The 12,734-nt window shown below is 68.5% G+C and carries 10 protein-coding genes and 1 pseudogene; 5 read left to right on the forward strand and 6 right to left on the reverse strand.

The genetic code is table 11. The annotated features are described in order from the left end of the window. Together ACM9NP_RS14775 and ACM9NP_RS14780 are read left to right on the forward strand one after the other, a co-directional pair. Nucleotides 1-2,124: pseudogene (locus ACM9NP_RS14775) on the forward strand (hypothetical protein); the annotation flags it as partial. A 2-nt stretch (nucleotides 2,125-2,126) separates the two neighbouring features. Further along, complete coding sequence (locus ACM9NP_RS14780) at nucleotides 2,127-2,705, forward strand: hypothetical protein (protein WP_415647264.1); 579 nt, start codon at nucleotides 2,127-2,129, stop codon at nucleotides 2,703-2,705. A gap of 135 nt (nucleotides 2,706-2,840) precedes the next feature. Here the strand turns inward: ACM9NP_RS14780 and ACM9NP_RS14785 are convergent, their stop codons facing one another. Continuing rightward, nucleotides 2,841-3,119: a hypothetical protein gene (locus tag ACM9NP_RS14785; RefSeq protein ID WP_415647265.1), complete on the reverse strand. Its 279-nt coding sequence runs from the start codon at nucleotides 3,117-3,119 to the stop codon at nucleotides 2,841-2,843. Between the two features lie 53 nt (nucleotides 3,120-3,172). Here ACM9NP_RS14785 and ACM9NP_RS14790 point away from each other — a divergent pair, with 53 nt between their 5' ends. Continuing rightward, a complete protein-coding gene (locus ACM9NP_RS14790; RefSeq protein ID WP_415647266.1) occupies nucleotides 3,173-3,934 on the forward strand; it encodes a MerR family transcriptional regulator in 762 nt (253 codons plus the stop codon). A gap of 281 nt (nucleotides 3,935-4,215) precedes the next feature. Here ACM9NP_RS14790 and ACM9NP_RS14795 read toward each other — a convergent pair whose 3' ends face one another. The 5 genes from ACM9NP_RS14795 to ACM9NP_RS14815 form a co-directional block, all read right to left on the reverse strand. Beyond that, nucleotides 4,216-5,370: an ABC transporter permease gene (locus ACM9NP_RS14795; RefSeq protein ID WP_415647267.1), complete on the reverse strand. Its 1,155-nt coding sequence runs from the start codon at nucleotides 5,368-5,370 to the stop codon at nucleotides 4,216-4,218. An 11-nt stretch (nucleotides 5,371-5,381) separates the two neighbouring features. Continuing rightward, nucleotides 5,382-6,254: an ABC transporter ATP-binding protein gene (locus ACM9NP_RS14800; protein WP_415647268.1), complete on the reverse strand. Its 873-nt coding sequence runs from the start codon at nucleotides 6,252-6,254 to the stop codon at nucleotides 5,382-5,384. 237 nt (nucleotides 6,255-6,491) lie between these two features. After that, nucleotides 6,492-7,172 (reverse strand): response regulator, encoded by a 681-nt coding sequence (locus tag ACM9NP_RS14805; protein WP_415647269.1) that lies wholly within the window; start codon nucleotides 7,170-7,172, stop codon nucleotides 6,492-6,494. Nucleotides 7,173-7,380: 208 nt separating this feature from the next. After that, on the reverse strand, nucleotides 7,381-8,526 hold the full coding sequence (locus ACM9NP_RS14810; RefSeq protein ID WP_415647270.1) for a sensor histidine kinase: 1,146 nt from the start codon (nucleotides 8,524-8,526) through the stop codon (nucleotides 7,381-7,383). A 329-nt stretch (nucleotides 8,527-8,855) separates the two neighbouring features. Beyond that, the gene (locus ACM9NP_RS14815) at nucleotides 8,856-9,608 is read right to left on the reverse strand and encodes a phosphoglyceromutase (RefSeq protein ID WP_415647271.1); all 753 of its coding nucleotides are present in this window, start codon (nucleotides 9,606-9,608) and stop codon (nucleotides 8,856-8,858) included. Between the two features lie 278 nt (nucleotides 9,609-9,886). Between ACM9NP_RS14815 and ACM9NP_RS14820 the strand changes: the two genes are divergently transcribed. Further along, nucleotides 9,887-11,158, forward strand: coding sequence for an MFS transporter (locus ACM9NP_RS14820; protein WP_415647272.1), 1,272 nt, complete (start codon nucleotides 9,887-9,889; stop codon nucleotides 11,156-11,158). An 88-nt stretch (nucleotides 11,159-11,246) separates the two neighbouring features. Further along, nucleotides 11,247-12,680, forward strand: coding sequence for an MDR family MFS transporter (locus ACM9NP_RS14825; protein WP_415647273.1), 1,434 nt, complete (start codon nucleotides 11,247-11,249; stop codon nucleotides 12,678-12,680). The last annotated feature ends 54 nt before the right edge of the window (nucleotides 12,681-12,734 follow it).

Here is a 12,734-nt window from a genome sequence, read left to right on the forward strand (position 1 = left end):
CCGCAGAACGACCCGTGGGGCGCACCACCAGCAGCGCCACCTCCGGCCATGCCGCCACCGGGCGGGCCCGCCGCGTGGTCCCCGACCAGCGCTCCCCAGTCCCCGCCACCGCCGGGACAGTGGACGCCACCTCCGACGCCGCCACCGGCGCCGCCCGCTCAGGACAGTGTGGACACACCGGCACCCGCCGGGTTCTCGCTGCCCTCCGCGTCCGCGCCACCGCCGCTGACGAGTGAGCCCGAGGTCGGCCCCACGCCTGGACCGGAAGCGGTGCAGACGAACGCGGCCACCACGACGCCCGCCGAGGACGTCGCCCCCGCCGCCCCGTTCAGCGAGGCGCCGTTCGCGGTGCCGTCGGCCGACCCAGCCGGTGGGGCGTCCCGTTTCGGCTTGCCCATGGAATCCACCGACGGTCCGCCGCTGATGCCCGCTTCGCCGCCTCCGGCGGATGTACCGGCCGACTCGACCGACGACGCGGAACCGGAGGCGGCACCCGCTCCCTCGCCACCGCCCGTCGGCCCGACACCCTCGACCGGCGAGGAGCACGTTCCACCGCCGGCACCCGTCGATGGCGCGTTGTGGGCCGGAATGACTGGCCCCACCGGTGAACCCGAGGCCGAGTTGTCCGAAGAGGACAAGGCCGCGATGGCCGAGCTCGCCGCCGAAGTCGACTTCGGCGATCTCGATGAGTTCGACGAGGAGATCGAGGACGAGACGACGGCGGACACGCCCGCCGACTCGACGGATTCGACACCGAAGGAAGCGCCCGAAGCGTCCGACACCGACGAGCCCGCCGATCCTCCGGCGGAAACGGTGGCGCCGAGCTCCGACGAGCCCGACTCACCGGAACCGCCCGCCACGGACGACGAACCGAAGACGACGGACCCGGACACCCCGGAAGCCGACGCCGACGGCACGAACGAGCCCGAGATCGTCGCCGCAACCCCGTCTGCGGAAACCGAGACCCAAGACGAGGCCGAGCCCGTCGCGGCCGAGCCGCCCGCCTTCGCCGTCCCCGACACCACCGCGCGAGCCAACTGGGACACCGAGCCCGACGACGCGACGCCCGAACCCGTGACACCGGAGCCGGTGACGGCGGAACCCGGTGCGGAGGACCTCCGGCCCGAGTCCGACGCACCGGAATCGGAGCCGGTGGACGTCGCCGAGGGCCTGCCCGCCGAACCGCCCGCGTTCGCCGTCCCCGACACCACCGCGCGAGCCAGCTGGGACACCGACGACGGCCCCGCCTCGGAAACGCCCGACCCCGTCGGAGAAGCCGAGTGGAACGAACCGGCGGAGCCCGTCGCGGCCGAGCCGCCGGCCTTCGCCGTCCCCGGCACCACCGCCCGAGCCAACTGGGACACCGAACCCGACGACGCGACGCCCGAACCGGTTGAACGGCAAGCGGACCCGGTGGACGTCGCCGAGGCCCCGCCCGCCGAGCCACCCGCCTTCGCCGTCCCCGGCACCACCGCACGGGCCAACTGGGACGCCGAACCGGAACCGGAGCCGGAACAGTCTCAGTGGACGGACGCCGACGCCCCGGTCACGGCGCCGCCCGCGGCCGATGCGGACCCGTTCCCCGCGCGCGGCCGTGTCAGTATTCCGACGATGGCGGAACCCGTCGACGAGATCCCGGTCGGCGCCTTCGAGGCGCGCACCTACCGCGCCGGTGAAGTGGCTCCGTCGGAGTCGGAACCGGGCCCGGTGACGGACGCACCGGATCTGTCGTCGTGGCAGGAACCCGCCGAAGCCGTGGCGGCACAACCGGAGCCGGCTCCTTCGCCCGAGCTGGAACCCGAAGCGGCACCCGCGCCGCCGTCCGTTCCCTCGGCCGAGGCGTCGTCGCCCTGGGACGACTTCGCGAAGCCGTGGCTCGACGAGCAGGAGAGCGTCTCCGAACCGTCCATTCCGGAGCAGAGCGCTCCTCCGTCGCTGTTCGAGCCGGCACCGGTCGTCGAGGCGCCGGAGATTCCGAGCGAACCGGCACGTGGCGTGGCGACCGTCCCGACCGCTCAGCGGTTGGCGGCGAGCGATCTGCCGCCGAACCTGCCGCGCTCCTCTGGCCGCGTCTACGGAACCGCTCGGTCCGATGAGGACGGTCTGCCTCAGCAGCGGAGTTGACGATGGCCCGGCCGCACGACCACGACGGCGCGCCCCCTCCGAATCAGGAGTGGGGCGGGCCGTCACCGGACACGTCACGGCCCGTCGACCTGCGCCGTTATCGGCCCGATCGATCGCAACCGCCACCCGCCCCACCACCGGCTGCCCCGGCCACTCACTCGTTCGGACAGCCACCGGGACAGCCGCTTCCCGGTGGCCCGACTGGAAACCCGCCGATCGGGCCTCGTCCGGGCGAGGCCTTCGCACCACCCGATCAGTACGCCGCTCCGCCGTCGACGTGGCGATCCCCGCAGGGACCGCCGACGACCGGTCACCCGAGGACCCCGACGTGGGGGCCTCCGCCTCCCGCCGCACCCGTCCGAGCGCCGCACGGCACGCCCGGACCGGCAACGGGGTGGACCAGCGAGTTCACGACCTCGCTCACGGGCTGGATCCTCGGTTCGCGGGGCGGACCTCCGACCGGGGAACCGCTCGAGGGACCCGGCGGACGGCGCGCGGCCGTCGGCGTTCTCGTCGCCGTGTGCGTCCTCTTGGCGGGCCTCGGTGGGCTCGTCTACCTGCTCCGCGACCAGATCTTCTAGCGGATCGGCAACCGCGAGACACCGGAAGTCCTCGTCATTCCCGAACGTCCCTTCGCAATTCCACCGCGTCGATCACCGGTGCGCTGCCACCCGCTTGCAGCGCAGTCAACGCGGGCAGGCTGGACGCCCTGGCGGTCACCGTCGGTGTGCTTCGCGAAGGAACCGTTCCAATTCGGGTCCAGCCTCATCACTTCCAGCGTCAGCGAGACGTTGCAGCTCCCGCAGATCCCGGTTCGCCACAGCGCGACGCGTCAGCAATCGCCCGGCGTGTTCGCTGCCCTCGTCGAGCAGCTCGGATAGCGCGTCCAGATCGTCGCGGGCGTCGTAAAGGTCGGCAAGCCGGTCCAACGCGGTCTCGTTGCCCTCGTCCGCGAGAGCGCGGAGGGTATCTTCCTCGAATTCGTGATCAGTCATGGATCCAGCGTGCAGCCTTGCCCCTAGGGCAAGGTCAAGCCTTATATTGGAGGATGTTGACGATCGGGCAGCTCGCCACCCACGCCGGAGTGACAACCAAAGCCATCCGTGTCTACCACGCCAAAGGTCTACTGCCCGAACCAGAACGGGACGCCTCCGGGTACCGGCGCTACGACGCCCAGGCGATCATCACACTGACCCGCGTCGTCACCCTCGCACAGGCTGGCGTCCCGCTGGCCCGTATCCCCGACGTACTGAACGCCGACGCCGACGAGGCCGCCCAACAGATCGACCAGATCGACGCCGAACTGCGCACCCGCATCCGCCAACTCCAGCAACGCCGAACCCGACTGCGCCAGCTCGACCAACCCGACCGACTCTGCCTGCCACCCGAGGCACTCGAGTACTTGGACCGACTCCGTGTCATCGGTCTTTCCGATCGCCACGAGCACGCCATCCGCGACGGCTTCATCCTCAGCTACGCCCTCGCCCCGGACATTGCCCGCGCTATTCTCCCCGCACGCACCGCGCTACTAGATGACGCGGAGTATGTCGCTGTACTCCGCGGCTATGACGACGCCATCGACTGGAACCCGGACGATCCCCGCCTCGAACAGCTCGCCGATGCTGCAGCCCGGCTCGCCGAGCGTATGACGATGGTCTCCGATCTCCCCGCCTACGACCAAATGCCGCCCGAGACCATCGACATCCTCAGTGGGCATCTCGGGATCGAAACAGCCGCCTGGGAACGCCTCGACCGGCTCATCGACCAACGACTAACAACCACGAAACGCATGCGTTCGCCGTCGTCGTAGTGGGACATCGGCGCCGAGCTCGAGTTGGCAAATCGTCCGGCTCGGACCAGTCGAAGTGACTTCACCAACGTCAGGACCCACAACCTCCAGATGCCTGTGATCTCGGTCGTGTGGGGTCGATTCAGGGCATGACACGGCAAATAGACCCCGCACGCCGGCGTTCTGAATCCGCCGCAGCCGATCTGCCGGGTGACGAGACAGCCTCTAGTGCCCGCATCGCCAGGTCCGGGCACGGGTCGGGGGGNCCGGCGGTTCGCCGGGCGNCCCGATTCACGAAATACTCAGGACGCCTTGCTGAACAGGTCCTTCACCTTGACGCGGCTCCCGGTGCGCATGACGCTGCGCTTGTAGATCGTCGACGCGATGGCCATCACGCCGATCGACGCCAGCAGCATCAGTCCGGCCGACGCGGCGCTCTGCCAGAGTTCGACGTCGCCCGCCGCCTCACGGACCGGCATCATGAACGACGAGAACGGTGGCACATAGGACAGAACGAGCGTCATCATGCTCCCCGGTTGCGAGGTGCCGATGAACGCGACCAGGTAACAGCCGGTCATGAGCAGCGTCAAGGGAGTCAACGTCGAACTCATGTCCTCCTGCCGCGAGACCATCGAGGACAGCGCTCCCGCCAGCGACGCGAAGAACGCGTAGGCGAGTATCCACCAGACGATCGCCGACAGGGCCACGGAGCCGATGCCGTCGGGCAGGTCCGAGATCAGGCCCGTCGCGGCCGCGCCACCGAGCGCCGAGGCGGCGATGACGACGATGTTGACGAAGCCGAGCACGCCCAGGCCGAGGATCTTCCCGCCGAGGAGCTGCCAGGTCTTCAACGACGACAGCAGGATCTCGACGATGCGGCTGCTCTTCTCCTCGACGACACCGGTCGCGACGTACATCGTCGGTGACATGAGCAGGAAGAACATGAGGATGACGACGAGGATCGCGATCCCGGTGCGGGCGCCGTCCTCCTCACCGTCGATCGATTCGCGTTCGAGCGGCGTCACGGTCAACGCGTCGCCGACGAGTTGCGGGTCGAGACCGGCCTCGGCGAGCTGGCGCTGGGTGACGACGGCGCTGTGGGCGCCGTCGATGACGAGGCCGAGCTGCTGATCGACGTCTCCGTCGGAGATGATCGTGGTGTCGTCGACGACGGCGACGTCGGCCGTCCCCTCCTCGACGGCGGCCCTCGCCGCGTTGGCGTCGTCGACTTCCTCGACCGTGATGTCGAGATCGGACTCACCGGATTCGCCGATGCCGTCGATCGCGGCGGCGAGCTCGGTCGATCCCTCGCCGGTGACCGCGATCGTGTACTTGCTGTCGCCGCCGAGCAGTGTCGGCAGGAGCGTCAACCCGATCATCAGCACGACGGTGACGAGCAGGCTGATCACGAAACCCTTGGTGCGACCCCGGACGATGATCTCCCGGCGTGCGACCATCCACAAGCCCTTCACGACGAAGCCTCCCGGAAGATGTCCACAAGTGATGGTTCGTCGAAGCCGAAGCGGGTGACGCGGCCCGCCGCCATGGCGGCGGCGAGCACGGTCTGGTCGTCATCGCTGTCGACGACCCATTCCCCTTCGACATCGCTGGATACCTGGCACGGCAGTGAATCCGCCCAGTTCGGATTGGCGCCTTCGATGGTGACGCGAAGTCTTCGGTTCCCGCGGCGGCGAAGCTCGTCGACCGTGCCGACCGCGACCATGTGGCCCGCCGAGATGATCCCGACCGTGTCGCACAGTCGCTCGACGAGGTCGAGCTGGTGGCTGGAGAAGATCACCGGAACCCCGGCGGCGCTGCGCTCGGACAGGACCGACGCCATCGTGTCGACGGCGAGCGGGTCGAGGCCGGAGAACGGCTCGTCCAGGATCAGCACCTTCGGGTCGAAGACGAGCGAGACGGCCAGCTGGACTCGCTGCTGGTTGCCGAGCGACAGGTCCTGGACGAAGTCGCGACCGCGATCGGCCAACCCGAGGCGTTCCAGCCATTCGCCCGTGGCGGTCTTCGCCGCCGCCGACGTCATGCCGTGCAACTCTCCAAAGTAGGCAATCTGGTCGGCGATCCGCATCTTGGGGTACAGCCCGCGTTCCTCGGGCATGTAGCCGAAGGACGCGCGCGACTCGAACGCCAGTGGGGTGCCCTGCCACAGCACCTCTCCGGCGTCGCTGGTCAACACGCCCATCGCGATGCGCATCGTCGTGGTCTTCCCGGCCCCGTTGGCACCGACGAAGCCGAACATGCGGCCCGGTTCCACCGTCAGCGACACGTCATCGAGGGCGACCTTGTCCCCGAAGCGTTTTCGAAGGTTCCTGATCTCTAGCACCGTTTCACCCTATGGTCGGCCAACGGGGATCGACTCATCCGCGTGGACGAATCCGTCACCGCGCGTCTCCTCCGTGGGTAGGAGACCGCCTTCCGACCCCGTTCGTCAACCTGCGTGAACAACGATGAGCGCGGATCAGACCGGCTGGGGTGACGATCCGTCGACACGACGGACCACCGCGTTCGAACTGCGACGTCGCCCGGTGTCGGGACGACCGCCGGATGCCACTGTGGACGATCAGTTCTCGAACTTGTATCCCAGACCGCGAACGGTGACGAGGTGCTTGGGGCGGCTCGGTTCCGGCTCGATCTTGGAACGCAGGCGTTTGACGTGGACGTCGAGCGTCTTCGTGTCGCCCACGTAGTCGGCGCCCCACACTCGATCGATGAGCTGGCCCCTGGTGAGGACGCGCCCGCAGTTGCGCAGCAGCATCTCCAGCAGCTCGAACTCCTTCAACGGCATCCCGATCTCGGAGCCGTCGACGGAGACGACGTGCCGGTCGATGTCCATCCGGACCGGACCGGCCTCAAGGATCGTCACCATCGGGTCGGACGGTTCCGCGTTGCGGCGCAGGACCGCGCGAATCCGGGCGACGAGTTCGCGCGGCGAGTACGGCTTCGTCACGTAGTCGTCGGCGCCGAGTTCCAGGCCGACGACCTTGTCGACCTCGGTGTCGCGCGCCGTCACCATGATGATCGGGACGTTGGACACGGCCCGCAGCTCACGGCAGACCTCGGTGCCGGACTTCTCCGGCAACATCAGGTCCAGCAGCACGATGTCGGCGCCCGCGCGCTCGTACTCGCGCAGCGCCTCGGTTCCGGTCGCCGCGACGGCGACCTCGAATCCCTCCTTGCGCAGCATGTACGAGAGAGCATCCGAAAAGGACTCTTCGTCTTCCACGACGAGTACTCGGGTCACGGTCGGCCTTTCTGATCCTGGGTTGGGGCGGGTTCGGAGCGGGCTCCGTGGACGTGTTCGCGAAGCGGAGGTGCTCGGCGGCCATGGCTTTCGGGGTGCCGACGCACGACGCGGGTGCCCCGGCAACGTGGCGAGTGGTCGCCTGACGCTCGCGCGGCGGGTAACGACGTTCCCGGACACGACCTCATCCCCTGGCGATCTCACCGGATCAGGGTTCCGTCAGTCCGGACTGCGTGCTGACCACAGGCAACGACAAGGTGAACGTTGCCCCTTTTCCGGGCATACTGGACACGTCGATCCGACCGGCGTGATTCCCGGCGACGTGTTTGACGATCGCGAGACCGAGACCGGTCCCTCCCGTGGCACGCGAACGGGCCGGGTCCGCCCGGTAGAACCGCTCGAAGATCCGCTCGGCGTCCTCCGGCGCGATACCGATGCCCTGATCGATGACGGCGACACGAACCCACTCGCCCGACAGGCTGATGTTGACGGTGACGGTCGTCTGCGTCGGCGAGTACGCGATCGCGTTGCCGACGAGATTGCTCATCGCCATCGCCAACTGGCTCTCGACACCCGAGACGACGACACCGCCGACACCGCTGCGAATGAGGGTGATCTCCTTGGCGGTCGCGGCCGTCCTGCTGCGGTCGAAGGCCTCGAGGACGATCCGGTCGACGGGTACGCGCTTCGGTCGTGGTTGCGGCTCCGCGCCCTGCAACCTCGACAGTTCGAGCAGTTCCGACACCAGCCTCGACATGCGCGCGGACTCGTGCTGGATCCGGGTGATGAATCGGGCGGCGGCGACCGGATCGTCGACGGCGTCGGACAGCGCCTCGGACAACAACTGCATCGCGCCGACGGGCGTCTTCAGCTCATGGCTGACGTTCGCCACGAAGTCGCGGCGCATCCGTTCGACCCGGTGAACCTCCGACACGTCGGTCAGCTCCAGGACGACGTGCTCGTCCGGGAGCGGCGACGCGTGAACGCTGAACACGATCGGGTCGCCCTCGGACGGGATCTCCAGCTCGGTGTCGCGGGCCTCACCGTGTTCGCGGACGGTGGCGAGCAGCTCGCGCAGTTCGTCCCGGCCGAGCCGGCCGTCGTCGTCCAGCCCGAGGGTGGCCGCGCCGGCGTTGATGTGACTGATCCGGTCTTCGCCGTCGACGACGCAGATCCCCGTGCGCAGCGCGTGGATGAACTGCGGCCAGTCGTCGGCGGGAGGGAGGGCCCCGGAGCGCCCGGTGGACACGTAACCGCCGACGGCCCCCGCGGCGAGACCGACGGCGAAGGACGCGGCCGTCGCCGCCCTGCCGCACCAGGCGGGGCGGCCGACTCGCGTCTTGGGGGTCGTCACCAGTCGAGCTTAGCGGGCACGGCGTCACCGGCCATTTACGCGCGAAGGATGAATGGGTGTCGTCACGGTGAACGGCGGGTGAACGACGAGACGGGCTGACGGTCGTCCCGGCCCGCTCCGTCGACGGCACGGGCATTGGGGCGCCCGGCGTCGGTCCGCCGATGAGCGCTTTGTTCATCGGTTCCGACGCCGGGCGCGGAACACGGGTGGATGAGACCCGTGCTCGGGGCGTGGCGGATAAGACCACGCCCAGGACGCGGTGGATGAGACCGCGTCCGGAGACCCAGACGGATGAGGCCTGGTCTCCTTGGGGGTAACGCTCAGTCGATCTACTTGCGACCTTGGGCCGCGACCGCGGCGGCGGCCGCCGCGGCGGCTTCGGGGTCAAGGTATACGCCACCGGCGGTCACCGGCCGCAGGGTGGTGGCGTCCAAGTCGTACCGCAACGGCATTCCGGTCGGGATGTTCAGCTTGCTGATCGCGTCGTCGCCGATCCCGTCGAGGTGTTTGACGAGCGCGCGCAGCGAGTTGCCGTGCGCCGCGACGAGGACGGTGCGCCCCGCGCGCAGGTCCGGCACGATCGCGTCGTACCAGTACGGCAGCATGCGCTCGCCGACGTCCTTGAGGCATTCGGTGCGCGGCAACAGTTCCGGCGGCAGCTCGGCGTAACGCGGGTCACCGGCCTGCGAGTACGGGTCGTCGACGTCGATGGGCGGCGGTGGGACGTCGAAGGACCGACGCCACGTCATGAACTGTTCCTCGCCGTACTTCTCGAGCGTCTCGGCCTTGTTCTTGCCCTGGAGGGCTCCATAGTGGCGTTCGTTGAGGCGCCACGACCGCTTGACCTCGATCCAGTGCCGGTCGCACGCGTGCAGCGCGAGTTCACCGGTGCGAATGGCGCGACGCTGCAACGACGTGTGGATGACGTCGGGAAGCAGGCCGTGCTCGGCGAGCAGCTCGCCGCCGCGCTTGGCCTCGGCTTCGCCCTTGGCGGTGAGTTCGACGTCCACCCAGCCGGTGAACAGGTTCTTGGCGTTCCACTCGCTCTCACCGTGCCGCAGCATCACCACAGTCGCAGTCATGACTCCATCCTGCCCCGCTGCGCGGCAGGTCGTGTCGTCGGGGGCCGACCACCTCGAGCGCCACGACCAGGGCGACCTCCCACTGTGCACAGCCTCCTTGAGCCGGATCCACCGCGTTCAGGGCGACAGCGATCAATCGTCCTTCATGGACATTCGACGGCAGTGGCGACACCACCACGCTCCCCTGCGATGGAGATCACTGTCCGCATGCCGGAAACGAAGGTGCGTCTCGCCCCGGCGCGGTCGTACAGTCGGCGCCGATCACGAAGGAGCCCCCCTTGCCGAAACGCCCCAGCCTGCCCCGGATGTACTGGGTCCTGTGGTCCTGCCTCCTGCTCAACCGGGCCGGCGGCTTCGTCGTCATCATCCTCGCCCTGTACCTGACGACCCAGCGAGGGCAGACCGAGAGCATGGCCGGACTGATCGTCGGCCTGTTCGGAGTCGGTGGGGCCGGTGGCGTCCTGTTGGGCGGGATGCTCGCCGATCGATTCGGGCGCAAGTCGACCATGCTGATCTCCGCGAGCGTCGCGGCCGTCGCGCTCGCCGCGCTCACCTTCGTCACGCCGCTGATCGTCATCGGCGTCATCGTCGGCGTGTTCGGCTTCGCGATGGCGATGTTCTCGCCACCGGCGATCGCCGCGATGGCGGACGTGGTGCCGCCCGAGGACCGCGACTACGCGTTCAATCTCATGTTCTGGGCGACCAATGTGGGCATGGGCGTGGCGACACTCGCGGCGGGCTTCCTCGCCAAGGTCTCCTATGAGCTGCTGTTCATCCTGAACGCGGCGGCGGAGGCCATCGTCGCCGTCGTCATCGTCGTCGCCGTGCGCGAGACCTTGGTCCGCACACCGGTCGTGCCGGAGTCGTCGACGACGCCCGTCGCTCGCCCCGGACGTTTCGCCGACGTGTGGCGCGACAGGATCTACCTCACCTTCGTCGGACTGCTCCTGTTGCAGGCCATCGTGTTCACCCAGACACAGTCGACCCTGCCGCTGGCGATGACCGCCGATGGTCTGTCCGAAAGCGACTACGGCATCGCGCTGGCGATCGGTTCCGGAATGATCATCCTGGGCCAGCTGCTCGTGCCACGACTGACGAACCGTTTCGTCAAAGCCACCGTGCTCGCCGTGTCGCTGGCCTTCATGGCCGTCGGCTTCGGAGCGGTCGGACTCGTCGACTCCTTCGGAGGCTATGTCGTCTGCGTCGTCGTCTGGACGATCGGGGGCATGCTCGGGGCACCCCCGAACGCGACCGTCATCGCCGACCTGTCCCCCGCCGGGATGCGCGGGCGGTACCAGAGCGTCTTCAACCTGACGTTCACGCTCGCGGCGTTCATCGCCCCCGCGATCGGCGGTTTCACCCTGCAGTACCTCGGCGACTGGCACTGGCTGATCATCGGCTGCGTCGCGGCGACGGCCACCGTCGGCCACCTGCTGTCCGGTCCCGCACGCGAACGCTCGACCGTCGAACGAGCCCGTGCGGCGTCCATCCACATTAATGACACAGTGGCCATCAAGCGTCCTGTGCCCCAGCTCACGGCCAGTGAGTAAGCACACGGATAAAACGCGCGACCAAACGGAGCATCTAGACGTGTAATGGATGTTGCCTGTCGAACTCCTTACATTCCCGAGGTGTGCGTTGCAATCCATTCAGCGGTGGTTCACCGAGACCACGGGCGGACTACCACGAGCTTTCTGGCACTTGTGGACGGTCACGCTCATCAACCGACTCGGGTCGTTCGTCGTCATCTACATGACGCTCTACCTGAGCGTCGTCCGCGACCTGTCCCCCGGCGTCATCGGCATCCTGCTCGGTGCCCAGGGCGCCGGCGCGATCGTCGGCACCCAGGTGTCGGGCGCGCTCACCGACCGGTGGGGACGCCGTAAGACGCTCCTGCTCGCGAACGTTCTGAGCATCGCCGTGCTGATCGCGCTCGCGTTCGTCAGCCAGGTCTGGCTCATCGGCGTTCTGCTCGCCGCGCTCGGCGGCACCATGAACATGGCGCGACCGGCGTTCTCCGCGATGATCGCCGACCTGATCCCCGCCGCGCGACGCATCCAGGCGTACACGCTGAACTATTGGGCGATCAACCTCGGCTTCTCCGGAGCGGCGCTCCTGGCGGGCCTCGTCGCCGGGTGGAACTTCCAACTGATCTTCTTCATCAACGCCGCCGCGATCACCGTCAGCACCGTCATCATCTGGTTCAAGATCCCCGAGACGCGACCCGCGGACGCGGTCGTCCCCGACACCCCGCGCGCCGCCGAGCGCTCGCGAGGCTCGCTGCGGATCATCGCCCGGGACCGCGTCTTCCTCGCGTTCGTCGGGCTGACGTTCCTGCCGGCGTTCCTCATGTCCTCGATGGAGGCGCTACTGCCGTTGCAGGTCACCGGTTCCGGCCTGACCGAACAGCAGTACAGCTGGATCATCGCGACGAACGGCATCATCATCGTCGTCGGCCAGCTGTTCATCCCGAAGCTCGTGGACGGACGCAGCCGGACCCGCGTCCTGGCGCTGGCCAGCGTGTTCTGGGCCGTCGGCGTGGGCGCGACGGGGATCGCGTCCTCCGTTCCGGTCTTCATGCTGACCGTTCTCGTGTGGACGATCGGCGAGATGCTCCAGACGCCCGCCAACTCGGCGACGATCGCCGACCTCGCCCCCGCCGACATGCGCGGCAGATACCAGGCGACGTTCTCGTTGTCGTGGCAGGCCGCGAGCCTGACGGCTCCCGCGCTCGGCGGGCTCGGCCTCCAGTACCTGGGAAGCGGTTGGTGGTTGATCGCGTTCGTCGTCGGCATCGCCGCGGCGGTCGGCAACCTCGCGGCGGGACCGTCCCGCGATCGGCGGCTCGCCGTGATGTACGCGGCCGAGAAGGCGGACAAGGCGGAGAAGGCCATGCAGGAGGACCACGCGTCGAAGGACGCCGAACCGGCGGATCAAGCCGGGCGGGTCGAGAAGATCGACACGCCAACGGAAGTGTCCGTCGACGCCGAGGAACCCGCCGTCACGGCCGAGTCGATCCTCCGCCCCCGCGCGTTCGACGACACCGGAGAGATCGAAGCGGTCCGCGCCTAGCGGCCGCCAACCTGAACTCCGCTTGGTTGGGCAAAAGTTCCGCTTGGTTGGGCA

The organism is Stackebrandtia soli, from assembly GCF_965137155.1.
In the GTDB taxonomy this organism is placed as follows: Bacteria; Actinomycetota; Actinomycetes; order Mycobacteriales; family Micromonosporaceae; genus Stackebrandtia; species Stackebrandtia soli.

Coding starts and splice junctions, on each gene's coding strand:
- ACM9NP_RS14790 (WP_415647266.1), top strand. CDS start 3,173: ATGTTGACGATCGGGCAGCTCGCCACCCACGCCGGAGTGACAACCAAA.
- ACM9NP_RS14815 (WP_415647271.1), bottom strand. CDS start 9,608: ATGACTGCGACTGTGGTGATGCTGCGGCACGGTGAGAGCGAGTGGAAC.
- ACM9NP_RS14795 (WP_415647267.1), bottom strand. CDS start 5,370: ATGGTCGCACGCCGGGAGATCATCGTCCGGGGTCGCACCAAGGGTTTC.
- ACM9NP_RS14780 (WP_415647264.1), top strand. CDS start 2,127: ATGGCCCGGCCGCACGACCACGACGGCGCGCCCCCTCCGAATCAGGAG.
- ACM9NP_RS14785 (WP_415647265.1), bottom strand. CDS start 3,119: ATGACTGATCACGAATTCGAGGAAGATACCCTCCGCGCTCTCGCGGAC.